The organism is Limosilactobacillus sp. (assembly GCF_051873035.1).
GTDB lineage: Bacteria > Bacillota > Bacilli > Lactobacillales > Lactobacillaceae > Limosilactobacillus.
Map to the genome: position 1 here is coordinate 1 of NZ_JBJEEL010000066.1, position 24,997 is coordinate 24,997.

The following is a 24,997-nucleotide window of genomic DNA, read 5'->3' on the forward strand; positions in this document are numbered from 1 at the left end:
CTTCTTGCTTAATCTACGTCACTAAATTTGTTCAAGTTATTTATTGCAATCTGCCTTTTATATTAATTAGTTAATTAATGCCATAAGCGTTGCCAGAAGTTCCCGACTGGTACTTGCTCGCTACTGTAAAGCTCATAGGTTAATGGCTCATGATCAACGGTTTGCACACCAGGACTGGATAATTCCAGCTCACCAATCCGTTGGTTACTCCGGACAGGGGCAAGGATCTTATCATTCTTGCTGTGGTGGTTCAACTTAACAGCAAGGTTGTAGTTATGGCCCACCTTATTACCCCAGACCGTAATCTTTTGGGGCTTAACGGCGACCGTCCGCCGGTTACCATTCTCGACCTTCTGGGTATGCAGTCGCTGGGGTAAGGTAATTTGGGTAGTCGGGAGTTGTTTTAATTTAGCATATAATTCCTGGGTGGCCGTGAAGCGGGCATCCTTACTACTACCATTAGCATGGAGGACCACCGTAATAATACGGTGTCCACGGTAGGTCCCGGTGCTAACAAAGGACGCACCGGCAGCATCAGAAGTCCCGGTCTTTAAGCCATCCACCGTCACTCCCTTGACCGTATACTGGCCGCCGGGAAGCATTTTGTTAAGGTTATCGGCCCGGACAGTCTTATTCTTACTGATAAAGAAGTTAGCCTGCTTTTGCGCTGTCACCTGCAGCAATTGCGGATAGGTACGAACTAAGTAACGGGCTAATATTGCCACGTCTCGAGCAGTCATGGCATTTTCCGCCTTGTCAGAGTACTGCGATAACTTTAGATCCTTTAGATCACCATTGGTTAAGCCAACGGGATTAACAATCGTATAGTTTTTCAAGCCAATTTGCTGGGCCTTTTGGGCCATTCGAATATTAAATTCTTCCATACTACTACCGTCGGCGCTCGCTAAGGCCAACGTTGCCCCGTCCGCGGACTTCACCATCGCGGCATTGAGCAGCTCTTTGACGGTATAGGATTCTCCCTGCTGGATACCAATTGCCGAATAGTTCGGGTCATTAGCAATCTCCGCCACGTCAGAGGAAACCTTAACCTTTGTGTTCGCCGTGATGGCATTTTGTTTAAGCTCATCATGGATTACCGCCACGGTTAAGAGTTTACTAATTGACGCAATCGGTAGTTTTTTATTCACGTTCTGTGCGTACAGGACCTGGCCGGTAGATGCATCGACCATCATTGCCGCCGACGCGTTGATCCGGCGGCTGGCACTCGCACTTGTTGCTAGACTTAAGATTAATGGTATTATCATTACGAATAATACTAATTGTTTAACAAATTTTCTCCCGTTCATTCTTAATCTCCCAACCTAAAAGTGTGCTAAGATAGCCACATGTATTTTACTACAAAGGAATCCAACCATGAATAGTGAATTAAAACGAATCAGTCTAATTACATTAGTCGTCTTTTTGGTGCTAACGTTAGGGATCAACGTTCACACCTACCTGGACTCCAGTAAGTTCATCCCGGAGGCTAGCCGGCGGAGCCAGGTTCGCAATATCAACCTCCTCCGGCCCACTAATCTTAACCACCCCTCCGAACACCACAATTATCCTAATCTCCGGCAAGCTAAAAAGCTCCACCTGGTCGCCGAGCCAGCGTTAAAGCGGGTCTATGTCCTATCAGGGCACCGGGTCATTTACATCATGCACGCACAGATAAACCTGCATCCCCAGCGGTTAACTAGTCAGGCTAAAAGCGGGCAACAACTTTACCAAAAACGTGGTTCCCAACTGGTAACGGGACTGAACTGGACGGAATTTGGTCACCACTACTACTTCGAATCAGTAGCAGCGGTTAACCAACAAACGGTAAAGAAAAACTGGCTAAAAAAGCCAGTTGCGATCCCCGGGACAATTCAACTATCACAACCGGATGCCCGGTGGCTCCAGTCACTTCCCGAAGGCACCCCCATTACTATTCGCTAGGTTAAGGAGGCATATAAATGTTCTTTGACTTTTTTCCACCCCGTTTTTTAAAAGAGGTCGCGATCTGTAACGGCGAGCTCGTTGCTGCCATCATCATCTATAACCTGCTAGTTTACCTAGTACCGCTAATTCGGCTTTCCCTCGGAGCTGCCCTTTTAATAATCGTGGTCGTTAACCTAATCCTGTTTGGGCTCAAGTTTCTTCACTACCAATCTAATCAGTGATGACCACCTTGGTTCCCACCGGGACCGTCTTAGAGAACCAGCGGGCATCGGGGATCGACAAGCGGATGCAACCATGTGAACCCTGGGTTTTACCTAGCTTGGCCGCTTCTTTAACGTTTACCTTGCCATTGGCACCGGTCGGTACACTGTGAAAAAGGTAGGTTCCGTGATTTAACCAGGAAACATAGTACTTGGCACCCTCCCGTAGTTTGGCGTTATAGAAGGTGTTCCCCCGCTGGCGTTGGATGTGGTACGTTCCGGTGGGAGTCATGCTCTTTCTTTCACCAGTTTGCGGGTCAGTCCGGTACTTACCGGCAGTACAATACATTGTGTAAATCAAGTGGTGACCGTCATAAACGAAGACCCGATTCTTTTTTAAGCGCACTTTTACCCAGAGGTGGCCAACTGCAGCTAAGTTCGGATAGGGCTTCGTCTCCGAAGACTTACGCCAGTTAATTGGCTGCCGCATCGCAGTAGCCGACGCTTGTTTAGTCGGGCGCCTTTCTTTACGTGTCAACTGTTTCGCCCGTTGTGCCTCTTCAATTGCCTGTTGACGATGGATCACCCGGACCCGGTGGCTGAGGACGGTCCCCACTACCAGTAAACAGAAAAAAATGTAAATTATATGTTTCAGCTTTAAAGTCATAACTGTCTAATACTCTCGTTTACAATTTTCACAAACAACTTTATTATATTATAGGTAGGCTATAAAACAATTACTTTCGGTAAATCTGACTATAAAGCTGGGGATTTCAATGCGCGATAATCTAAAGGTTTCATACTTAACGGCCCTGCTCTTTTTTATCGTTGCCGTAATTTATGCTAATTTAGGCTAGATGGGGGTCAGCTAAATGCTAAGACTTAAGGCAACTTGGCGATATATCATTACTCATAAGTGGTCCAAAGATATTCTCCGGGCCAACCTTTTTTACATCCTGTTAATCGTCCTCTTTGACCTGTTATTCCACTTTGGCCTGCGTCCGGTCGGTTGGGGCGCCGCCTTTAAAATGTGGCTATTAATGAACCTGTGTCTACTCGTAAAGTTAATCCTTGATATTATTGATAAGCTGCTCCGCTGGCAGGCACGGCGGTGATGGTTAAACTAAAAGCGGCTGGGAAAATAAGTTTTCCCGGCCGCTTTTTAGTTTTGCCGCTATTTGCCAATGTGCATTGAGGAACTGTGCATTGCAACTCGCTTATCAGGATACAATTGCTTGGCAATCGCCGTTACCGCGGTTGGTGCTTCGCCAAATGCCGCGGCAATTAAGGCTACCTTCCCCGGGAAGGTTACCCCATCACCAATTGCATACACCCCCTCAACACTAGTCCGCATTGTCGAATCGACCTTAATCAGGTTATGTTCGTTGGCCAAATTAAGGGACCACTTATTCAGGGCCGCATTATTGGAGGTAAAACCGTAGTTGACGATCAGTTGGTCAACATGCAAGTTCAACTCTTCATCACTACGCCGCTTCTTTAGGCCCAAGACCACACTTTGGTCGCTCTCAACCTTGATCTCCTTTGGCAAGTAAGGGGTGATTAACTTAACCTTGGACTCTTTCAACCGCGTAACGGTATGTTCAAGCCCCCGGAACTCATTCCGCCGGTGAACAATGCTAACTTCCTTAGCTACGGGCTCCAGCATCAACGCAATGTCGATCGCCGAATCGCCACCACCAAGCACTGCCACCCGCTGACCAGCGTAATCAGCCGCGTGATTAACAAAGTAGTGTAGTTGGTGTCCTTCTGCTTCGTCGGCCCCGTCCAGGCTCAACTTCCGTGGCGTAAATGCTCCGTTACCAAGTGCAACAATTACAGCCCGGGAGTGTGAGGTCCGTTGCGCCGACTTAATTGTAAAGGTCCCATCGTCTTCCTTTACCACATCATCAACCGTTTCGTTAAGAAACTGGTCTACCGGCGCCACTGCCATCTGCTGAGTCAGCCGGTTAACCAGTTCTTGACCAGTCACCCCAGGCATCCCCGCAACATCCCAAATCTTTTTTTCGGGATAAAGGGCCGCAACTTGTCCCCCCAGTTGGGGGAGGCTTTCAATCAATTGTGTCCGTAATTCGTGCAGGCCACAGTAAAAGGCCGCAAACATTCCGGCGGGACCACCGCCAACGATCGTGACGTCATACATTTCTTCCATAACTAAGGTCCTTTCCTATTTGTTAGTTTTATTATACCATTGCTGCCTTCTTAATACCGACTGTGATCGAAAAGTCACAAGCACGGGTTGATATTTGTCAGTAAAAGGTTTGACGTGCCGTTATATCAATGTTAAACTTTTGGTAAAAGCGCTACCATGAACGTTGTGTTTAGGGTAGAAGTACTTTAAGATGTAACTGTAGATAAATTTTTAGTTAAACCTTTTGGAGGGACAATTTATGGCAAAAAGAAAAATGATCCTTGACTTGGATACTGGTGTTGATGACTCTTTAGCCATTGCGTACGCATTAGCAGACCCCGAAGTTGACCTGATTGGGATTGTCAGTTCATACGGTAACAACTTACTAGACGTTTGTGCTGAAAATAGCCTCAAGCTGTTGGAACTATTAGGCCACACTGATATTCCAGTCTTCAAAGGTTTGCCACACTCAAGCACTTCTGACCACTTTGACGTTATGCAAGTGTCAAAGGACATCCATGGTAACAACGGGATTGGTGAAGTTGAACTGCCAGCACCACAACGGAGCGTAGAGGATGAATCTGGTGTTGACTTCTACATCGACGCCGCCCACAAGTACGGTAAAGACCTGATTATTATCCCAACTGGTCCAATGACGAACCTGGCCGCGGCCTTGAAGAAGGATCCGGAAATTGCCCACCTGATCGGTAATGTTACCTTCATGGGTGGTGCCTTAACGGTTGATGGTAATGTTACGCCAGCAGCTGAAGCCAACATCAACCAGGATGCTAAGGCAGCAGATGAGGTCTTCAAGTCTGGCCTGCCACTGACAATGGTTGGCCTAGACGTTACCCTGCGGACGTTATTAACCAAGAAGGAAACCCAGCAATGGCGTGACCTCGGCACCAAGGCTGGTAAGGCCTATGCCGACATTACTGACTTCTACATCGACGCTTACTTCAACCTCGATATCGATAAGCGTGGTTGTGCCCTGCACGACCCACTGGCTGTCGGTGTTGGTATTGACCCATCATTCGTTCAAACGATTAGCCTGTTCCTGCGTTGTGAATACGACCCTGACAGCCCATTCTACGGCCGGACGGTTGGTGACAACGCTAAGTTAAACGATCCTAACCCGAACGTTAAGATTGCGGTTAACGTTGACAAGGAACGGTACCTCAAGGTCTTCATGGACCACTTAACGAACCTGTTCAAAGAACACTAAAATTAATTTACCATGCCATTCTAATGGGCAAGGCCAAACGAGCACGATGATCGTTTGGCCCTGCCTTTTTATTTTGAGCTGGTTTCCGGTATAATTAACAAAACAGTAAATAAGAGGAGAGAAAGTCGACATGAAAATTGCTGCTTATAGTGTTGTCCCGGCCGAAAAGCCCTACTTTGAACAATGGAGTCGCGACCACCAAGTAGAACTTAAGTTAATCTCAGCACCCCTTTCTAGTGCTACCCTGGCCGAAGCAACGGGCTGCGTTGGTGTGTCCGTCCAACAACCCGCCTCATTAGGTGATGCAAAATTTTACCAGCGCTTTGTCCAAATGGGGCTTAAATATATCGGTGTCCGCTCTGCCGGAATCGACTTCGTTAACCTGGCCGAATGCCGACAAAACGGCATTAAGGTAACCAACGTCCCCGCCTATTCGCCACGGGCCATCGCCGAGATGGGGTTAACCCAAGCGCTCGCACTCCTACGTAAACTCGGGGAATACCGGTCAGAAATGGCCCAGGGTAAGTTCAGCCTTAATCCCCAACTGGTTAGCAACGAAATCTACAACCTAACCGTGGGCCTAATTGGACTAGGACACATCGGTGGTGAGACCGCCCGGCTTTACCGGGCGCTCGGCGCTAAGGTGATTGCTTATAATCGTAGTCACAAGGTTCAGTATGAATCAGTGGTTGAATATACAGACTTCGATAGCGTGATTGCTCAATCGGACATCATTTCGCTACATACGCCCTTAACTCCCGCTACCAAGGGAATGATTGGCGAACAGGAACTGCAAAAAATGAAAAAGAATGCCATCTTAATTAACATGTCCCGGGGTGGCCTTGTCGATACGGCGGCTCTTATTACCGCATTACAGCACCACCAAATTGCTGGTGCGGGCCTCGATACCCTCGCCAACGAGGCCGAATTCTTCCGTAAGGACGTTCCCGTTAACCAACTGCCGGCCGACTACCGGACACTCGCCGCAATGCCCAACGTCATTATTACTCCCCACGTCGCCTTTTATACCACGACCGCCATTAAAAACATGGTTAATATTGGTCTCGATAATATTTACCAGCAAGAAATTAAATAATTTTAATTAAAATCTTTTCATTCTATAACTTTGGTGTTAGAATAATGACAACTTAAGTTTCAGATGGAGGAAGACAATGAGTTTCTGTGCTACACAATTGAATAATTGGCAAAGCCGGTAAACTCAGTGTGCCCGTGTTACAGATGCATGCTGAGTATGAACAGTGTGTATCTGTACCGGCTTTTTAAGGATCCCATTAAGCCCGTACGGATTTCCACGTACGGGCTTTTCCTTTCTGGCCAAAACAAGAGGAGCCCTCATTACGTGGGGACTCCTCTTGCTTTATTAAGGAAAGGTTGATTTATAATGAAACGGATTATCACGATTCTCGTAGCCCTTGTTGTGGTCCTAGCTGGCTATCTTGGTATTAGTCACCTCCACCAGCAGCGAACGCGACCGGTTGTCGGCGTTTTGACCATGATGCACCACCCCGCCCTGGACCAAATTTATAAGGGCTTCGTAGCCGGCCTCAATCAGGCGGGCTACCATAATGGTAAAAATATTAAAATCGAGTACCAAAATGCCAACGGGGACCAGTCAAATCTGAAGACGATGGCGGATAAACTCGTTAACGACCATGCCCGTGTCGTCCTGGGGATTACTACTCCAGCTGCGCAGTCACTGGCAAACGCCACTAAGTCGACACCCGTCGTTATGGGCGGGATTGGCGATCCGGTTGGCGCCCGCCTGGTCAAGAGCCTCCGGCAGCCAGGCGGCAACGTTACCGGTGTCCAGTCAGATAACCCGGTTGACCAACAACTAAAACTTGCTCACCGCTTTTTACCACACGCTAAGGCACTAGGCCTAATCTACACTTCTAGCGACCCTTCAGCAGAATACCAGGCCAAGCAGATGATTGCCGACGCCAAGCGGATGAACATTAAGTTGAGAGTGTACACGATTGCTAACGCCAACGACCTTAACCAGGTTTCTCAACAAATGCTGACCCAAGTCGACGGGGTGATGGTCCCTTGTGATAACCTAATCGCGGGAGCAATGAAGACCCTGGTTAAAAATGCCAATGCCGCTCACAAACCGGTTTTCCCAGGCGCCGATACAATGGTCAAGGACGGCGGGGTTGCTTCAATCAGTCTTGACCAGTACGGGATGGGCAAGGCCGCGGCCAAGATGACCGTTCAACTTCTCAGGGGAAAGCGGCCCCAGAACATGCCGGTCGATGACTACCACCACGGCAAGCCCATTCTCAACCTCAAGCAGGCTAAGCGACTCGGCCTCACCATCCCTGCCGGCTTCCAGCACGCGGCCGCCCAGCACGGTACTATCATTAAATAAAAGCGGGAAGCTGTGACAGAAGTCCTTGTATATAGGTCAAAAGTTACACAAATGGGGTCCAAAGTTCGGTAAAAACCGAACCCTGGACCCCGATTTGTGCTCGCAGGGAGTGGCAGAGAGCCTAGCGACGCGTCGTGAAGACGGGTCGGAACCGACCTCTGTCACACTACCTGCTACATAAAGTTACGGACAAGCAGGGAGATTGCCAAAATTAAGGCCCCGATCCCCACCAGGATTTGCATTAGACGTCCTGGTAAGTGCCGGACAATCACCGGGCCCAACGCTCCGCCAACAATGTTACCAATAAAGAGTGGAATAACGTATTCCCACTCAATCGTTGTTTCAAAGGCGAAGATAATCACGGCGATGGTGTTGGTAACCGTCATCGCCACGTTTTTCAGCGCATTATTAACAGCAAAACTCTTTTGCCGGTTAACGACGGACAAGAGCGTCAACATTAACACCCCGGCACCGGCATTGAAGTAACCGGCGTAAATGCCGACCAGGAACACACCGGTAACTGTTAATGCTGTATACAGGCGGTGCCGACTTAACGACTGGGTGTTAGCCGCCATGGCCCCTTGTCCCTGACGTGCCCGGTGGGGGAACAATAGGATGACCCCGGCAACCCCAATACAAAACGGTACTAATTCTTGAAATAATTTCCCGGGTAAGGCAAAGAGGAGCAACGCCCCGATAACTGCGCCAACGAAGACCAGTGGGATAATCATCCACATCTGTTTACGGTCGTGTCGTAATTCTTTAGTCGACGCAATAATTGAGCTATAGGCACTTCCCACCGTCGACCAGGCACTAGTGACGTTGGCCATTACTGGTGGCATCCCCATCATTAGTAAGGCGGGGTAGGAAATTAACGAGGCCAGGCCCGCCGCGGCACTAACAATTCCCGCCAGCACACCCAGGATTACAAGGACTATAAAAAGGCTAATTCCAGACATCTTACTTTTCTCCTATCCGTAGAGTCAAAACAGGTTTATTGTACAACTGTTTACGGGTCAGCGAAACTGTTTTGCAATTTGAAATTAGAACGGTTTCACTGTATAATTTGCGGTGAGATTAATACGATGTCTGGGGTGCCAATTGGCTGAGATGATACCCATTGAACCTGACCTGGGTAATACCAGCGGAGGAAGATTCGGTAAGATCAAATATAAACGAAATTAACGCCCCCAGTGCTAGTTTGCATTGTGGGCTTTTATTTTACCTAAGACCGCCTTAATCTTAATTTTTCATAAGGAGTGTCTTGATACTATGCAGAAAAGAAGTTTTCACTTACGCGACATTATTTTACTAGCCCTCATTGCCATTATCTTTGGGGTAATTTACTATGCCGCCGCCTTTATCTACAATGGTTTAACTATTCTCTTAACGCCCACCGGTTACGGCCCGGTCGCTAACGACATTACCATGGGAATCTGGTGTATGGCTGGACCCTTAGCCGGCTTTTTACTCCGGCGGCCTGGTGCTGCCTTCCTTGGTGAATTTCTTGGCGCTGCGGTGGAAATGTTTCTCGGGGACCAATGGGGAGCGGCCAACCTTATCTCTGGTGCTATCCAGGGGGTCGGTACCGAACTTGGTTTCACACTAACGGCCTATAAACTCTATAACTGGATCACCGTCATTTTAACCAGCCTAACTGCAACTGTTGTTTCCTTTGGCTGGGACTGGTTCCGTAATGGTTACAGCCACTTTGCACCGCAGATGCTGGTCGTCATGCTAGTCGTCCGGTTCATTTCGATGCTGGTCTTCTCGGGTGTCCTCGTTAAGCTGATCGTTAACCTACTCGGTCGGGCCCACGTTATCAAGGAGTAGCCCATGAATCCAATGATTACACTTCATAAGCTCAGCTTTGAATTTGCCGACCACCAGCCGGTGTTAAGCAATGTCAACGTTCATTTTCTAAGGGGTCAAGTGGCATTACTGATGGGGCCTTCGGGCTGTGGTAAGTCGACGCTCCTCCGCTTAATCGCTGGCCTGCTGCCTAAGTATGGTGGCCAGGTTACTAGTGGCCAAATTGACTTTACCGGTGAACGGCCGCTGGTGGGGATGCTCTTTCAAGACCCCTTAACCCAGTTCGCCCTCGATACGCCCCGGCACGAACTCGAATTTGTCTTGGAAAACGAACGCGTTGCCCCGGACCAAATCCCGGCCCGTGTTAGTGACGCTCTGGCCTTTTGCCAAATTACCGACCTGGCAGACCGGCCACTAACAACGTTATCCGGCGGCCAACAACAGCGTGTCGCTCTGGCGGTAGTGATCGCCCGTCAAGCACAGATTTTACTCCTTGACGAGCCCTTCGCCAGTATTGACGAAGGCAACCGGCACTTCCTGATTCGGCAACTGGCAACCCTGGTAAAGCGTGGAGTGACCATCCTCATTACCGACCACGATGGTCATGGCTACCAGCAGCTCCACCCGGTGGTCTACCAGTTCCATGACCACCAGATCGACCAGCTCTCTCCCCAGGCCAGTGCAGCACAGTTAGCACGGGCCGACGAGGTCGCCCAACAGGCACTGGTTACCCCCCTACCGGCGGCCAGCGCGACGCCGGCCCTAACGCTTAACCAGGTTACGATCAGCCGCGGTTCCCAGCAGCTGTTAAACCTCCCCCAGCTCCAATTAATTGAGGGCAAGATTACCCTCTTAACGGGGCCCAACGGTAGTGGGAAGTCGACCTTTTTAAAAGCGTTAGCTCGCCTCCTCCCTTACCAGGGACAGATCGCTTATCTTGGAACCGATATTCAAAAGATTCGACGACGACAGTACCGCCAAGAGCTCGGCCTGGTCTTCCAACACGCTAATGACCAGTTCTTAAACGTCACGGTAGCGGAAGAACTACGGCTTAGTCAACGCAACGGCCACCATCCCTACTTCCGGGACCAACTACCGGCAGTGTTAAAATTACTAGGCCTAACGGGGCTAGAAGACCGCGTTGTCTACTCACTTAGTGGCGGACAACGAAAGAAGTTGCAACTCTTGGTAATGCTGATGATGGGGCAGGCGGTTCTTTTACTCGACGAACCCTTTGCCGGCCTGGACCAGCAGTCCTTTGCAAATGTTTGTCAGCTTATCCACCAAGCCCAGGTAGTTCAACCACAAACTATGATCATCATTAGCCACCAACTAGCTAATATCGACCAACTGATCGACTTCCACCTGGCCCTCATTGACCACCAGCTCGTCTACCAGAAAGGAGGGCGCTATGAATCCGAGTCTTAAGCTGATCTTAGCCCTAATCATTTCCTTTGAGATTACCTTTACTACGCACCTTATCGGCAATCTCATTATCATCGTGGTGGCATTAACTTACCTGGCCTGGCACCACGTTGCCCGCGCTAAGGTAACCAAGCTGCTCATTATCACCCTTATCCCGGCTGCGGCCCTTTTTTCAACCCTGGCCTTCTTTTCGCCAGAACGAAACGTTCACTTTGCGTGGGTCCTCGTTAGCCGGTTATATTGCTATGTTACGGTTGGGGCGGCGGTTACCCTGACTACCCCAAAGTTAATACTGATCCGGTCCCTCGAACAAAATTGCCACCTCCCCAGTAAGTTTGCCTATGGCTTCTTAGCCGCCCTGAATCTGGTTCCCCGGATCAGGCAAGCGGTCGTAACGATCCGTACCGCTGGTGAAATGCGTGGGGTGGTCCTACACTGGTGGTCACCAACGCTGTACTTTAAAGCGGTCCTGAATGCGATTAACTGGGCGGACCAGCTCGCCCAGGCAATGGAAACCCACGGCTTCGTTGAAGGGGTTCCCCGAACGGCGGCCCAGGCAATCCCGTTGCGGCGTCGTGACTGGCTTTTCTTTGGGATTAGCCTACTGATCGCCCAACTAATATTAATTGCACTACCCTAACTTATCGGGCATAATAAAAGAAAAAAGAAAGGAACATTAAATGAACACCAACAGTTTTACAACGCGAATCGTTAATGCCCTCTCTTACCTCAGTATTTTCTTCTTACCGGTAATCTTTCCCCTCATCGTTTGGGTGATTAGTCAAGCCAGTGATAATCAGACCAGCATCAAGAGCAACGCCCGGAAGGCCTTTGGAACACAGGTTTTCCCGTTAGTCTACGTGATCTTTGCACTGTTGGTATATAGTATTAATAGCCTACAGCAATTTACTACCCATGCTGGTGCGCTCTTCGGTCTTTTGCTGACCTTGGCACTATTAATTGCCCTCCTGCTCTTTATCTATAACGTCGCAATGGGGGTTAAGATGTTGATTGGACGAGAATAGTATCATTTAAGCCGAAGCGGAAAATAGCTTCGCAACGCCCCAGTTGGCCCGGCTAGGACTAAGTGTCAGTAGTCCGTTACCGCCTACTAGGGCGTTTTTCTGACGTTTACTTGTTATCAAAAAGGGAGGTACTAACCGATGGACCTACTCTTGGGGGTCATCCTACTTTTAACAACGGTCGTGGTGGCCAATGTTATCCACCTCATATACCCTAAAATCCCACTTTCGATTTACCAAATTATCGCGGGGGTACTCCTGGCATCATTACCGACAACCGCCACTAACTTCACCATGCATCCAGAATTATTCATGATGGTCATCATCGCACCGTTAATGTTTAACGACGGGCAAAACCAGTCCTTTCGTTACCTAACCAGTAATTATAAGTCGATCCTGTCTATTTCGGTCGTGCTAGCGCTGGTGACCGTCCTCATCGCCGGTTGCCTTCTCCACTTGGCGTTGCCAACCGTCTTCCCGTTCGCCCTGGCCTTTACCCTGGCGGCCATTATTACCCCCACTGACGCGGTCGCCGTTAAGTCAATCACCAATAACATGACCGTGCCGGAAAATGTTAATGGGGCCCTTGAATATGAATCCCTCTTCAACGACGCTTCTGGAATTGTCCTTCTTGACCTCTCACTAGCTGCCTACCAGTCGGGTGAATTTTCCGTTAGCCATGGTCTGTGGACCTTTGCCTACGTTTTCTTTGGTGGAATCGTCTTTGGGGCCATCATGGGCAACTTACTAATTGCCCTCCGGCAACGCCTGATGCGCAATCATGTTGACATCGGTTCAATCGTCATCCCCATTAACGTGATGACTCCCATCGTCGTCTATGGGCTGGCCGAAGAGCTCCACTTTTCCGGAATTCTGGCCGTGGTTTCGGCGGGGATCGTCCATAGCATTCTCTACGACCGTCTTCGCCTGACCTCAACTAAGGTACAGATGGCTACCACCACCATTTGGAACATTATTTCAGACGCGTTAAACGGGCTGGTGTTCGTCCTCTTAGGGGTAATGCTCCCCCAAGTACTCCGCCGGACGACTCCCCATAACCTCCTACGCCTCGTCTGGATTGCCCTGGCCCTTTACGTCATCATGACCGTCCTCCGCTTTCTCTGGACCTGGCTACGGTTGGTTAATATTCATTCGCCTAAGGAGCACCTGATCCGTGATAGCCTCCTGATGGCCATCGGTGGAATACACGGTACCATTACCCTTTCACTAGCCTTTTCGCTCCCGGTCATGATCAACCACCATGAATTCACCTTCCGTAACGCCATTATCTTAATCGCGGCCTTCGTAATCCTTATCAGCCTACTTGTCGGGGCAGTCGTTTATCCATTGCTGTTGCCACCCAAGTCCCGGGAGTATACCCCCGAGGAATTTCGGCGGGCCTTTAACAAGACCGTCCACCACGCTATCGATACCCTCCACGAGGATAATCAGCATCCCCGGGAACGGTCAATGGTTGCCGACCAACTTAGTAGCCAGTCGGAGCAGTTCCACAGCTTTAACCGGGCCCTCTTTGAACAGCTCGTTAATAAGGCCCACCAAGTGGAATTAACAACCCTGGACCAGTTAACCGCCGATGAAGTCATTACGGAAAAGCAGGCCCACCTGTTTACCAAGTTTGTGACCCGGTCCGTTCTTCGTGGTAACCAGCACGGCTTCTTTAGTTACCTTCAGCTTACCTGGCACCGGTTCAAATGGCGTCGTCTCCGCCGGCAACGGTTGCAAAAGGAGAAGGCCCAACGCTCAAAAGCGCCGGCCCCGGGAATTGACCACCCGGCTACCGATAGTAACCGGAAAACACTGGCCCAGATTCAGACCCTGGTTTACCGGAACGTCGATAAGTACCTTCACTCCATTTCGACTCCCGAAAACGTGAATGAAATTGCGGTCGTTAACCGCATTTACTGGCGGAAAAAGCGCTTTTTCAGTCGGGACTTTGATGTCGATACCGACGTTGTCACCAGTCTGTTTATTGAGGCCTTTCAACTAGAGCACTCATACGTCCAAGAGGAGCTAGTTGCCGGTAACCTTTCCCAGGAACTGGCCAACGCCTTAAACGAACAAATTTCAACTGACGAACTCGTCTACGTCCAGTCATTGGACTAGCAGAAACAAAAAGAGCGGAAGTGAGATAAAAGTCGTAAACGACTTTTATCTCACTTCCGTCCTTTTTCAATAATTATAATGTTAGTAAAAAGGCCACTACGGCGGGTAAGAGCTGGACTAGCCAGATCTTCCTGGTTGCCGTCAAACCACCATAAAAGGCTACGGCCATGATAAAGACCAGTAGCATTTGCCAAACAGTAATTAGGTTGATGCCCCGCACCAGCCAATAGCTAGCAATTATCATTACCCCTAGTGCACCGTTATAAATTCCCTGGTTGGCCAGTGCCACTCGGGCGGCCGGTTGCCGGGTATATTCAGGTGACATATCAAATGCTTGTGCCTGTTGTTCCGGTGTGGCAAACATCTCAACCAGCATAATCGCAATATGCTCAACCGCCACTAGCATTACTACAATAATCGTTAACATTGTTTACCCTCGCTTATTTAACGTATTGGTTTAAAAAGCGTGCAATCCGTTGCGGGTACTCATGTGGTTCCTTAGCATACGAGGCCGCATGCTTGGCACCTTTGACTATCCATAGACGTTTCGGTCCCCTAGTAGCAGCATAGTTTTGATAAACCATCCGTGTCGGTACAAAGGTATCTTTACTCCCGTGAATGAACATCATGGGCCGGTGGTTATGGGCTAACATCGCCGTTGAACTAGCTTGGTGGACATAAAAGCCATTTTTGACCCGGTTAATGAGGCTCAGGGAGGCAATTAACGGTGCACGAATTACCTGGGGAATATTATACAGGTTCCCGGCCTCATAGTTAAGCTCTGCATTCAGGCTATCGTAGCCACAATCTTCGACCAGCGCCTTAACCTGGTGGGGTAGAGGGATTCCGCTAGTCATCATCGTGGTTGCGCCACCCATGCTGACCCCGAAGATCACGATCTGGCTTTGCTGACCATTACGAGCAATTAATTTTTCACTCCACTTACGGACATCATACCGCTCCGGCCAACCATAGCCAATATATTTTCCCTGACTCTGTCCATGGGCCCGGGCATCCGGCATTAAAACGTTATAACCCATACGGTGGAACATCGTCGCGTATTCACCCATCTTTTCCTTACGGCCCATAAAGCCGTGGAGGATAATAACGTTCCGTGTGGTCTGGTGACTTGCCGGTAGATAATCAGCCACTAACCGGTAGTCCCCCTGGGCTGATTTCATCGTCCACTGCTGCTTAGGTGCCCGTTTAAACCACATTTTCTGCGTATACAGTGGATCGCTTCTGCTAATTCGGTTCGAGTTATTAATAAAGGACTTATGACTCGGTACCATCGCCACCGAAAAGAAATAGCTGCCCGCCGCAAAGAGTGCCAGCGCAATGACAACGATAATTCCAACTAGCCAGCGCCACCAGAGATGTCGCCGTTTACTTACTTGCTTTTTCAAAATGATTAACCCCATGTCGTATTTTTAAATCAATGCGAATATTTTAGCACACTTTCCGTTACTTTGTAACATTCTCCTCTGCTAAATACTGCTTCCGATGTTAAAATAGAAGGTGACACTAAAAAGGAGTGAGATAATGTTTCCAGAAAGACTCCGCGCATTACGGAAGGGGCAAAAAATTACCTTAAAGGAACTGGCCACCCACTTAAACGAAAATCTCGGTCCCAACGAAAAGCCCAACACGGCTTCCCAGATTGGTAACTGGGAGCGGGGGATTCGGACGCCATCCTACGTTGAGGCCCGCAAGCTGGCCGAGTTTTTTGACGTCAGCCTCGACTATTTAACCGGGAAGACCGACCGGGATGACTTTGACTTAAGCAAGCTCTTTTTTTCTAGTAAGAGCTTAACCTTTAACCAGACGGTTCTTTCAAACGAAGACCGTTACGAAATCTTCCAGTTAATCGATGGCTACCTGAAAGGGAAAAATAACCGGCGCGATACCGATAAATTCTATGGTAAGCAAGAGCAACTTAACTTAAAACTAAAGTAGTGATAATCAATGAATCCTAAAAAACTAAAACAATTAAAGAAACGGGCTAAAAAGGTTCACCGGGCTGCCCAGCAGGCACCGTATATTAAACGGCTGCTACACTACCGGGACCTGTTTGATGACTTTCCACCGATTAAGTACCTTATTAACAATATTTTGGAAAGCGACCGCCTGTTAAAAAACGGTTTACTCCCCCAGCCACTGCCCCGGCTACTCTTACCCGATGATATCCAGGATACAATCTTCCAGGCCGTCAACCGGCAATACGCGCAGGGGGACCCACGGGGAGACGCCCTGTGGAACAAGTACAGTGCCGCCCTTCCGGAACTCGACCGGGCACTCCGCAACTTCCGGGACTACCTCGAGGATACTTACGGGATGTGGTCATACGTTAACGCCCCCTTCGCCAAGGCGCTCTCGGGCTACCTCAATGGGGCACCGGTCCTCGAAATCATGGCCGGCAACGGCTATATTTCTAAGGGGCTTCGGAATAATAACCCCACCCAAAAGATCTACACCACCGATAGTCAGGCCTGGATAAGGGAAAATGAAACTGGTAAACACCCCGTTACCCAGATTGAACGCCTCGATGCACTAGCAGCCATTAAAAAGTATGGGCACGATGTCCAGTACGTGATCATGTCCTGGGCGCCGGATAAGCAGGAGACCGACTGGGAGGTTCTCCAGCTACTGCGGCAGGACTACCCGGATGTAAAATTCCTGGTAATCGGTGAAAAGGACGGGGCAACGGATTCCAAGCAGTTTTGGCAAAACGCCCAGCTAAGTCAGGATGATGACCTGCAGCGGGTAAACCAGCAACTCCATTCGTTTGACTTAATTGATGAACAGATTTACTTAGTCAAGTAGCGAATCGCAAGGGGATGTTAGGATGCAACAAATCAGCGAACAACGGTTAAAACAGTTACTTCAACAGCGGGCCAGTGGTAAGCGCCTCAAGTTAAGCGAGTGCATTCTCACGGACTGTGACCTTACCGGGATGGACCTGAGTAACGTGGACCTTTCATTGACCATCTTTCAAAACGTCACTTTAAACCGGGTGAACCTAAGTAATAGTTCGTTGGCTAATGCCCGCCTCGATGGCTGTCCTCTCCGGCAGGCCAACTGCCAAAACGCTAACCTACGCTGTGCCTCCATGCGAAAGTGCGATCTCAGTGGTTGTGACCTCCGCGGGGCCAACCTTTATGGCGCCGTCTTGGAACAGGCCCAGCTGACCGACGTCATTACTAATGACCAGACCAAGTGGTTTAAGCTACATTGTCCGGCCCACGGCCCCTTCGTTGCTTTTAAAAAATGCTTTAACAACCGGATTGTCCAGTTACTGGTCCCCGCTGATGCTAAACGTACTTCTGCTACCCTACCTTCTTGCCGGTGCAATAAGGCCAAGGTTTTAAAGATCACGAACTTCGCGCAAACTGAGGAATATGATGAAGCGTGGTCAACGGTCGACGAAAACTTCGTCTACCGCCGTGGCCAGTGGGTAACGGTCAAAGACTTTAACGAAGATCGTTGGTATGATTCCACCACGGGGATTCACTTCTGGATGACCCGTGAAGAAGCAATGGCCTATTAAAAACTAAAGCAGGTAGTGATTTTTCCTTGATCACTACCTGCTTTTTTGCGTATAATACCCTGGTTGTGTAAAAAAAGAACTAAGGGAGGCTATACTATGAGGTACCGCTTACGAGCAATCCTATTTGTCTTTGTTGCCTTTATGCTAGGCTGTAATGAGTATATGATCGTCGGGGTCCTGCCCGACATTGCACATGAGTATCACGACTCACTGTCCCAACTGGGGTTGCTGGTAACCGTCTTTGCGCTGGTCTACGCGGCCTTCACACCCGTGATCACCTCACTAGCCAACCGCTGGCACCGGCACCACGTCCTCTTGGTATTAATGATCGTATTTTTAATCGGTAATACCTGGTCGGCCCTGGCTACGAACTTTGTTTCACTACTGCTATCCCGGATCCTAACAGCCACGGTTGCCGGGGCCATCATTTCGATTATCCTGGTAATGGCTAGCTTTGTCGCCCCGTATAACCGACGAGCCAGCCTCGTTTCCTGGGTGTTTGCCGGCTTTAGTATTGCCTCGGTCATCGGGATTCCAATCGGGACCATCATCAGTACCAACTTCTCCTGGCACGATAGTTTTTGGATGGTTACCGTCATTACGGTAATCGCCCTGGCCTTCTTGCTCTGGCTTGTTCCCCGGGATACGCCCCAGGTGCGCAGCAGTCTAAAGAAGCAGTTCGTTCTCTTCAAAGACAGCCGGGTGGTTTTAGGAGTCTTCTTCATCGTTTCGATTTGTGCGGCCGACTACACGATCTACACCTATATTCGGCCACTAATCACTAATGAAATGGGCTTTAACAACACTTGGTTAAACTGGCTCCTATTTGCCATGGGGATCTTCTTCATCTTTGGCAACAAATTCGGTGGCTTCCTAGCCGACCGGGGTGGGGTTCACCGGCTACCAGTTATTTATGCGGTCATGACCGTTCTTTACCTGGTCTTTGGTCCCCTTCTCCCCTACAAGTGGGTTGCCATCCTCGTCGTTGGCCTGCTATGCATTGCCTTTTCCTGCTATGGTTCTTCAACCCAGCTGATGTTTTTAGACATCGCCGAAAAGGAATACCCGCAATCCCTCGACCTGGCTTCATCACTGAATTCTATCTTTGCTAACATCGGTATCTCCCTCGGTTCATTTACCGCTTCCGAGGCCGTCCACTTTACCAGTCTGAACCACCTCGGCTACGTTGGCTCGGTCTATGCATTGTTAGCAACAATCCTCGTGATTATTCTTAGTCACCGTTACGCTGGCATGCGCTACCCACTCAAATAGACATAAAATAAGGCTCCAGGTAGATGAGAATTCAACTGCCTGGAGCTCTTTGCATATCTTTAACTAAAATTATACCCATTACCTGCTACTCTTATTTCTAAAACCTACAAACAAAGGAGAGTTACGATCCCCATCAACATGATTATTGCAAAGCCATAAAATAATTGTGCCATTGCTTTCACCCCCGTTTACAACTCTATTGTAAGCCCTTACGTGAATAATTGCACGAACTTTCTTAATAGTGGTGAAAATTTATTTTAAATGTTAAGATGTTCGCATCAAGGGTACTTGCAGGCGATACCTAGTCCAACATTGCCGTCGATGGAAAGGAATTTTTATGCGAATTAACGTCTTGCAACATACGCCAAACGAAGGACCGGGGTCCATTCAGAGTTGGGCCCACGACCATGGCCATGAAATGTATATCTACCATCCCTACCAGTTTGGTAACCTCCCGACCGCGGCCGAAACTGACCTACTGATTATTCTCGGTGGTCCCATGAGTCCGAACGATCGTGATGAATGGATTGGTCGTGAACGGGTGTTAATTCAAGAACTACTCGACGCTCACAAGCCAATTTTTGGTGCTTGCTACGGGGCCCAGCAAATTGCCAAAACCCGGGGTGCCCAGATTAAAAAGGCCCCGCATAAGGAAGTTGGTTGGGCACCCGTTTACCGCAAGTCAACTGCTATCCCTAACCTTCCGGATAAGCTAACGGCCCTCCACTGGCATGAGGAAATGTTTGAAATACCGGCTGGGGCGCAGTTGCTATTTAGCAGTGACCTGGTTGAAAACCAGGGCTTCTTACTCGGCGACAACGTTATCGGCCTGCAATTCCACTTCGAACCCGAAGCTGACAACGTTCGGGAAATCGCGGTGAACGATAATCAGTACCCGCTTGACCATAATGACCTCCACCAAACGGCGGCAACGATCATCAAGCACGGCGTTCCGGCTGAAAATAAGCGGGTCATGTACCAACTGTTAGACTACATTACTAAGCAAAATTAATATTTAAAAGTAAAAAAGGTGTGTGACCATTACTTGTCACACACCTTTTTACGTGTATTGATACTATCTCAGGCGAACGGACGCTGTCCACTGCGTCTGCCGCCGGGCACCTCACAATCCGGTGAGTTAACGTGCCCCACACTCGAAATGTCTAATGGCAGCAATTAAGGGTTGCTACCAGACCTCTCGACTCATCGCAGTTCCTATTCTACCAAATTTAACCAAAAAGGCAAGGATCACGCCCGAGCCGTTGCCACATCTGCCAGGTGGGCAGCTACCCATTCCTGTGCCCGGTCGACCAGGGTCGTAATGCTCCCACCCTGGTCAGTGTCATTGGCCAATTCATCAATCCGGAGTCCCGATTTGTTGACATCGTCACTCTCCATTACCAGGTAGAGGTTAACCGGGTACGCGGGTTCCTGGTCCAGAAGTTTGCCATCCAGACGCTCCGCCTCGGCCATGGGAACATTGATCAGGTTCCCCTCTAAGCGGATCACTACAGGATCACCCTTCTTCATTTTGACGTTCAGCACGTACTGGCCAAGGTATCCCCGGTTAAACTGTTCCAGCACGTACTGAATAGCCGTTTTCAGTGTCGTCTTTTGTTGAGCCTGAGCAGCGGTCTTAGTAACCTCTTCGGTCGCCACCTGGTCCTTTGTTACTTGTCCTAAGTAGTCAGCTACCGTCATTTTCATTTCTTTGCTTGCTCCTCTAACTTCTTAATCCGTGCCTGAGTATACTCTGCGCGTTGCTTAATTCCATAGTAAATACCCGCGCAGCCAACTAGAATCCCGATAATACTGAGCCCTTGGATTAGGACACCACTAAAGCTTACCCGGTCATTAACCGTCTGGAAGGTCGCCAGACTAGCAATGGCAAAGTACAGGTTTACTAAGATCGTAGCATACCCACAGAACCGCATCTTAACAAGTGCCAGGCCATTAACGATTGCCGCTAATACTACAAAGACAAGTAAGCGGACCCAGACATGCGGCGCCGCCAGCGACTGACCGTGTTGGACAAACATAATCGCGTCTAATACCACCGCAAAGACCGCCGCCACCGACGTCACAACAATTACCTTATCAGCATTCTTCATCTCATTACCAACTTTCACATTTAAAATACAAAGGGAGTACCACGGCTCCCTTTTAAAGTAGTCGTGTTTACTCCCATTCTACTAAATTCAATTTAGGCAAGCAAATCGGCAATTTCAGCAGTTGGAATTCCCGTAATGTATTGCTCAGTGCCGGCAGCTTCAAGGGCCTTAGCGATCTCATCATGATCGTATTTTACCCCCTTCAGTTGGTCGGCCAGCTTGGTAACGTCTTGGGGACCAAAGAAGTCACCGAAGAATTTGATGTTTTCAATCACACCATTCTTAACATCTAAGCGGGCATCGATCGTCCCCATGTCAAAGTGCTTCCGCCGCTTAGTAGTAAATTCAGGGTTCTTACCGTAGACCCAGTCCCAGTTGTTATAGCACTGTTCGTAGATCTTATCGATTTCCTTTTGGTCTTCTGGTGTAACTACGTATTGCTTATCTTTAATCTCGTCCAGACTGTCAACGTTAAACAAGCCCTTGATAAGATCATCACGGAAAGTTGGCACATCAATATTTTGATACTCTTTCGATAGGTATGGCCGGAGGTTAGTTACCCGGGAACGAACGGACTTAATCCCCTTAGAAGCAATCTTATCCTTTGCCACGTGGAGGGCATCAGCAACCACGCTCAAATCAACGTTGAGCATTAAGGTACCGTGTGAGAAAGTCTTACCATTCTTGGAGTACATCGCGTTACCGGAGAACTTCTTGCCATCAACCAGGATATCGTTACGACCGCTGACTTCCGCCGTCGTTGCCCCCATCTTATGAAGAACGTCAACGATTGGTTGGGTGAAGGACTTGAAGTCCCCAAATTCTTCACTATCACTTGGAACCACGAAGCTAAAGCAGAGGTTACCTAAGTCTTGGTAGACCGCACCACCACCAGAGAGCCGCCGGGTTACCCGGATGTTGTGCTTCTTAACGTAATCCTGGTTAATTTCTTCCGCCGTGTTTTGATTACGACCGACGATAATGCACGGTTCCTCGTAGTAGAAAAGGACTAGGGGTTCTTTACCGAAATCCTTATCATTCATCAAATATTGTTCAGTTGCTAAATTCATCCCAATATTATGGGAGGTCATTGAAACGTAACGCATATTCCTACTCCTAACTTGTGAAAGATGTCACAAATAATAGACTAAAGCTTAAAATTTGTCTTTTAAGTTTCACATCTTAGTTTAAACTCTTTTGCAAACGTTTTCAAATAATATGAATTAAAATCAATGAAAAAAGACGGGTAAAGAAAGTATAATAGAGGTAAATAAGTATTAAAGGAGAAATTAACCATGGCTGCACTTACTCAATATCAAAATGTTTTAGTCGCAATTGATGGTTCCAAGGTAACCGCCAAGGTTTTAGAAGCGGGGGTTCAGGCTGCCCTCGCTAACCATGCCCACTTGGACATCCTGACGATTACCCAAGTGGACCAACTGACCGATGGTTACAGTAATGCCGTTGTCAGTGATGATGATACCTACGACGCGGTTAAGGCCACCCGGGGGCGGATGGATGACCTAAAGCAAAAGGCAGTGGCTGCCGGCCAAAGTGACGTCAGCATCCACATTCGGTTCGGTAATCCCAAGCGGGTTATTGCCCGGGAATTCCCTAAGGATCACAATACCGACCTAATTGTGATCGGCGCCTCCGGTGTTTCCGGTGTCGACCGTTTCATGGTTGGTTCAGTCACTAGTTACGTTAACCGGACTGCTCACTGTGATGTACTCGTTGTACGGACGGGGGACAATAACTAGTACGATGACTAAACAAATTGTTGCCGGCCTCGTTGCCCACGTTGATGCCGGTAAAACCACCCTAACTGAAGCATTGCTCTATCAATCTGGTCAACGCCGTCAACTCGGCCGGGTTGATAACGGCGATGCTTTTCTTGATCCTGACCAACTCGAAAAGAAACGGGGAATCACGATTTTTGCCCACCAGGCCAACCTCCACTACGATGACCTTCAACTGACGATGCTCGACACTCCCGGTCACGTCGACTTCGTAACCCAAACGGAACAGGTTCTGCAAGTACTTGATTACGCGATCCTCGTTATTTCCGCCACGGACGGACTCCAGGGTTATACCCGGACACTGTGGTCGCTGCTTAACCATTACCAGGTACCAACCTTTATCTTTATCAATAAGACCGACAGTATTGGTGCTGACCCTACCGGCGTTATTCAGCAATTACAAGCTGAACTAGCACCGGGCTGCATCGACTTCACAGATGGTCAAATTACCAGTGGGGAAACCGCCGAGGCAATTGCCATGCAAGATGATCAGGTACTAGAACAATATCTCAATACCGCGACCCTCAGTCAAGAGGCTGTCCAACAACTTATTAAGCAACGGAAAGTCTTCCCCTGCTTTACCGGCTCGGCACTCAAACTGACTGGGATTAAGCAACTACTAGCTGGGTTAGCCGAGTGGACCATCCCCATCAGTTACGGACCGGATTTTGCGGCCCGGGTATTCAAGATTTCCCATGACCCCAAGGGTAACCGCCTGACCTGGGTCCGGGTTACCGGCGGTCGGTTAACTGCTAAGCAGGAGTTGCTTCCCGGTGAAAAGGCCGACCAACTGCGGGTCTATGATGGGGAACATTTTTCTATCCAACAAGCAGTCACGGCCGGAAACGTCGCGGCCGTGACCGGGTTAACCAGTTCGTATCCGGGTCAGGGGCTTGGCGGCCTGCCCGATAGTCCCCAGCCCCAGCTCCAGCCGGTCTTGTCCTATGCCGCGGCAATCGGTCAGGCCGATCCACAACCCTACCTCCGCGCATTACGGGAGCTCGCGGACGAGGATCCCCAGCTAACGGTTACTTGGTCACAGCATCTTCAAGAGATTCATGTCCACCTAATGGGAGAGGTCCAACGAGAAATCTTAGAACAGCTCCTCCAGGAACGGTACGGCCGCCAACTCCACTTCAACCAAGGGCGGATCCTTTACCGGGAAACAATTGACCAGGCCGTCGAAGGCGTCGGTCACTTCGAACCACTCCGCCACTATGCCGAAGTCCATTTGTTACTGGAGCCCACTGCTCCCGGTACTGGGCTTAGCTTTGCCAGTAACTGCCGCGAAGAGGTCCTTAGTCATAACTGGCAAGAACAGGTCCTAACTAGTCTCAAAGCTAAGGAACACCGTGGTGTCCTCACCGGGGCGCCACTGACCGATGTTAAAATGACCCTAGTAGGTGGTAAGGGCAGTATCGTTCATTCCGTCGGTGGTGACTTTCGGGAGGCAACCTGGCGGGCAGTCCGCCAGGGATTAATGGAGCTCCAGCGTGGTCACCACAACGTCCTATTAGAGCCCTGGTACCATTACCGGCTAACCATTCCCCAGGAACAGGTGGGCCGGGCCATTAACGATATTCAGCAAATGCACGGTGACTTTACACTGGCGGCTAATGACCACAACTCAATGGCGGTCTTAACTGGCCAAGCACCGGTGATTAGTATGCAAAACTATGCCGTGACGGTTCGCAACTATAGTCATGGTCAAGGACAGCTGGACTACGTTGTTAGTGGCTACCGCCCTTGCCACAATGCCGCGGCCGTAATTAACAGCAGTCACTACGAACCGACGGCCGACCTGGCCAACACTCCGGACTCGGTCTTCTGTGCCCACGGCGCTGGTTACCCGGTTAAGTGGGACCAGGTCCCGCAGATGGCCCACTATCCCTATTTAAAATAAATCGATATAAACACAAATGAGGTCCAAAGTCCGACACCAGCCGAACTTTGGACCTCATTTGTACTTGTAAGTTTC

At 49.2% G+C, this 24,997-nt stretch carries 27 protein-coding genes and 1 riboswitch; of the genes, 18 read left to right on the plus strand and 9 right to left on the minus strand.

Annotated features, from left to right (window positions below; all coding sequences use genetic code 11):
- Window positions 1–74 precede the first annotated feature (74 nt).
- Window positions 75–1,265: a D-alanyl-D-alanine carboxypeptidase family protein gene (locus ACI31H_RS06895; RefSeq protein WP_439771249.1), complete on the minus strand. Its 1,191-nt coding sequence runs from the start codon at window positions 1,263–1,265 to the stop codon at window positions 75–77.
- Between the two features lie 109 nt (window positions 1,266–1,374).
- Here ACI31H_RS06895 and ACI31H_RS06900 point away from each other — a divergent pair, with 109 nt between their 5' ends.
- Window positions 1,375–1,941: a hypothetical protein gene (locus ACI31H_RS06900; RefSeq protein WP_439771250.1), complete on the plus strand. Its 567-nt coding sequence runs from the start codon at window positions 1,375–1,377 to the stop codon at window positions 1,939–1,941.
- A gap of 17 nt (window positions 1,942–1,958) precedes the next feature.
- Window positions 1,959–2,165, plus strand: a complete 207-nt coding sequence (locus ACI31H_RS06905; protein WP_439771251.1) for a hypothetical protein — start codon at window positions 1,959–1,961, stop codon at window positions 2,163–2,165.
- On the opposite strand, the gene ACI31H_RS06910 is transcribed toward ACI31H_RS06905, so the two are convergent.
- A complete protein-coding gene (locus tag ACI31H_RS06910) occupies window positions 2,155–2,811 on the minus strand; it encodes a L,D-transpeptidase (protein ID WP_439771252.1) in 657 nt (218 codons plus the stop codon). The genes ACI31H_RS06905 and ACI31H_RS06910 overlap by 11 nt on opposite strands.
- Window positions 2,812–3,016: 205 nt before the next feature.
- On the opposite strand from ACI31H_RS06910, the gene ACI31H_RS06915 reads away from it, so the two are divergent.
- Window positions 3,017–3,259, plus strand: a complete 243-nt coding sequence (locus tag ACI31H_RS06915; RefSeq protein WP_439771253.1) for a hypothetical protein — start codon at window positions 3,017–3,019, stop codon at window positions 3,257–3,259.
- Window positions 3,260–3,318: 59 nt separating this feature from the next.
- On the opposite strand, the gene ACI31H_RS06920 is transcribed toward ACI31H_RS06915, so the two are convergent.
- A complete protein-coding gene (locus ACI31H_RS06920; RefSeq protein WP_439771254.1) occupies window positions 3,319–4,314 on the minus strand; it encodes an NAD(P)/FAD-dependent oxidoreductase in 996 nt (331 codons plus the stop codon).
- Window positions 4,315–4,552: 238 nt separating this feature from the next.
- Here ACI31H_RS06920 and ACI31H_RS06925 point away from each other — a divergent pair, with 238 nt between their 5' ends.
- The 3 genes from ACI31H_RS06925 (at window position 4,553) to trpX (ending at window position 7,907) form a co-directional block, all read left to right on the plus strand.
- The gene (locus ACI31H_RS06925) at window positions 4,553–5,518 is read left to right on the plus strand and encodes a nucleoside hydrolase (RefSeq protein WP_439771255.1); all 966 of its coding nucleotides are present in this window, start codon (window positions 4,553–4,555) and stop codon (window positions 5,516–5,518) included.
- Between the two features lie 130 nt (window positions 5,519–5,648).
- Window positions 5,649–6,614 carry an NAD(P)-dependent oxidoreductase gene (locus tag ACI31H_RS06930; RefSeq protein WP_439771256.1) on the plus strand — a complete coding sequence of 322 codons (966 nt, stop codon included), beginning with the start codon at window positions 5,649–5,651 and terminating at the stop codon, window positions 6,612–6,614.
- 306 nt (window positions 6,615–6,920) lie between these two features.
- Entirely contained in the window at window positions 6,921–7,907 is a 987-nt protein-coding gene (gene trpX / locus ACI31H_RS06935; protein WP_439771257.1) for a tryptophan ABC transporter substrate-binding protein, read from the plus strand.
- Window positions 7,908–8,080: 173 nt separating this feature from the next.
- Here trpX and ACI31H_RS06940 read toward each other — a convergent pair whose 3' ends face one another.
- Entirely contained in the window at window positions 8,081–8,866 is a 786-nt protein-coding gene (locus ACI31H_RS06940; RefSeq protein ID WP_439771258.1) for a sulfite exporter TauE/SafE family protein, read from the minus strand.
- A 121-nt stretch (window positions 8,867–8,987) separates the two neighbouring features.
- A riboswitch (TPP riboswitch) is annotated at window positions 8,988–9,077 on the plus strand.
- Between the two features lie 102 nt (window positions 9,078–9,179).
- Here ACI31H_RS06940 and ACI31H_RS06945 point away from each other — a divergent pair.
- The 5 genes from ACI31H_RS06945 (at window position 9,180) to ACI31H_RS06965 (ending at window position 14,290) form a co-directional block, all read left to right on the plus strand.
- Complete coding sequence (locus ACI31H_RS06945; RefSeq protein WP_439771259.1) at window positions 9,180–9,740, plus strand: ECF transporter S component; 561 nt, start codon at window positions 9,180–9,182, stop codon at window positions 9,738–9,740.
- A gap of 3 nt (window positions 9,741–9,743) precedes the next feature.
- Window positions 9,744–11,147, plus strand: coding sequence for an ABC transporter ATP-binding protein (locus ACI31H_RS06950; protein WP_439771260.1), 1,404 nt, complete (start codon window positions 9,744–9,746; stop codon window positions 11,145–11,147).
- The gene (locus ACI31H_RS06955) at window positions 11,131–11,784 is read left to right on the plus strand and encodes an energy-coupling factor transporter transmembrane component T family protein (RefSeq protein ID WP_439771261.1); all 654 of its coding nucleotides are present in this window, start codon (window positions 11,131–11,133) and stop codon (window positions 11,782–11,784) included. Before ACI31H_RS06950 ends, ACI31H_RS06955 begins: the two co-directional genes overlap by 17 nt.
- Before the next feature lie 40 nt (window positions 11,785–11,824).
- Window positions 11,825–12,169 carry a hypothetical protein gene (locus ACI31H_RS06960; protein WP_439771262.1) on the plus strand — a complete coding sequence of 115 codons (345 nt, stop codon included), beginning with the start codon at window positions 11,825–11,827 and terminating at the stop codon, window positions 12,167–12,169.
- 138 nt (window positions 12,170–12,307) lie between these two features.
- The gene (locus tag ACI31H_RS06965) at window positions 12,308–14,290 is read left to right on the plus strand and encodes a cation:proton antiporter (protein ID WP_439771263.1); all 1,983 of its coding nucleotides are present in this window, start codon (window positions 12,308–12,310) and stop codon (window positions 14,288–14,290) included.
- 73 nt (window positions 14,291–14,363) lie between these two features.
- Here the strand turns inward: ACI31H_RS06965 and ACI31H_RS06970 are convergent, their stop codons facing one another.
- Entirely contained in the window at window positions 14,364–14,717 is a 354-nt protein-coding gene (locus ACI31H_RS06970) for a DUF1304 domain-containing protein (protein WP_439771264.1), read from the minus strand.
- 13 nt (window positions 14,718–14,730) lie between these two features.
- Window positions 14,731–15,711: an alpha/beta fold hydrolase gene (locus tag ACI31H_RS06975; protein WP_439771265.1), complete on the minus strand. Its 981-nt coding sequence runs from the start codon at window positions 15,709–15,711 to the stop codon at window positions 14,731–14,733.
- A 121-nt stretch (window positions 15,712–15,832) separates the two neighbouring features.
- On the opposite strand from ACI31H_RS06975, the gene ACI31H_RS06980 reads away from it, so the two are divergent.
- From ACI31H_RS06980 to ACI31H_RS07000, 5 genes are all read left to right on the plus strand, one after another.
- Window positions 15,833–16,246 carry a helix-turn-helix domain-containing protein gene (locus tag ACI31H_RS06980; protein WP_439771266.1) on the plus strand — a complete coding sequence of 138 codons (414 nt, stop codon included), beginning with the start codon at window positions 15,833–15,835 and terminating at the stop codon, window positions 16,244–16,246.
- Window positions 16,247–16,255: 9 nt separating this feature from the next.
- Window positions 16,256–17,113 (plus strand): SAM-dependent methyltransferase, encoded by an 858-nt coding sequence (locus ACI31H_RS06985; RefSeq protein WP_439771267.1) that lies wholly within the window; start codon window positions 16,256–16,258, stop codon window positions 17,111–17,113.
- Window positions 17,114–17,135: 22 nt separating this feature from the next.
- On the plus strand, window positions 17,136–17,837 hold the full coding sequence (locus tag ACI31H_RS06990; protein ID WP_439771268.1) for a pentapeptide repeat-containing protein: 702 nt from the start codon (window positions 17,136–17,138) through the stop codon (window positions 17,835–17,837).
- 96 nt (window positions 17,838–17,933) lie between these two features.
- Window positions 17,934–19,109, plus strand: a complete 1,176-nt coding sequence (locus tag ACI31H_RS06995) for an MFS transporter (protein WP_439771269.1) — start codon at window positions 17,934–17,936, stop codon at window positions 19,107–19,109.
- A gap of 337 nt (window positions 19,110–19,446) precedes the next feature.
- Window positions 19,447–20,121: a type 1 glutamine amidotransferase gene (locus ACI31H_RS07000; protein WP_439771270.1), complete on the plus strand. Its 675-nt coding sequence runs from the start codon at window positions 19,447–19,449 to the stop codon at window positions 20,119–20,121.
- A gap of 236 nt (window positions 20,122–20,357) precedes the next feature.
- Here ACI31H_RS07000 and ACI31H_RS07005 read toward each other — a convergent pair whose 3' ends face one another.
- The 3 genes from ACI31H_RS07005 to ACI31H_RS07015 all read right to left on the minus strand — a co-directional run bounded on the left by ACI31H_RS07005 (window position 20,358) and on the right by ACI31H_RS07015 (window position 22,326).
- Window positions 20,358–20,816 (minus strand): hypothetical protein, encoded by a 459-nt coding sequence (locus tag ACI31H_RS07005; protein WP_439771271.1) that lies wholly within the window; start codon window positions 20,814–20,816, stop codon window positions 20,358–20,360.
- Entirely contained in the window at window positions 20,813–21,220 is a 408-nt protein-coding gene (locus ACI31H_RS07010) for a hypothetical protein (protein WP_439771283.1), read from the minus strand. The genes ACI31H_RS07005 and ACI31H_RS07010 overlap by 4 nt, the downstream gene beginning before the upstream one ends.
- 92 nt (window positions 21,221–21,312) lie before the next feature.
- Entirely contained in the window at window positions 21,313–22,326 is a 1,014-nt protein-coding gene (locus ACI31H_RS07015; RefSeq protein WP_439771272.1) for a lipoate--protein ligase, read from the minus strand.
- Between the two features lie 189 nt (window positions 22,327–22,515).
- Between ACI31H_RS07015 and ACI31H_RS07020 the strand changes: the two genes are divergently transcribed.
- Both ACI31H_RS07020 and ACI31H_RS07025 read left to right on the plus strand, forming a co-directional pair.
- Window positions 22,516–22,980: a universal stress protein gene (locus ACI31H_RS07020; protein WP_439771273.1), complete on the plus strand. Its 465-nt coding sequence runs from the start codon at window positions 22,516–22,518 to the stop codon at window positions 22,978–22,980.
- 4 nt (window positions 22,981–22,984) lie between these two features.
- Window positions 22,985–24,922, plus strand: coding sequence for a GTP-binding protein (locus ACI31H_RS07025; RefSeq protein ID WP_439771274.1), 1,938 nt, complete (start codon window positions 22,985–22,987; stop codon window positions 24,920–24,922).
- Window positions 24,923–24,997 lie beyond the last annotated feature (75 nt).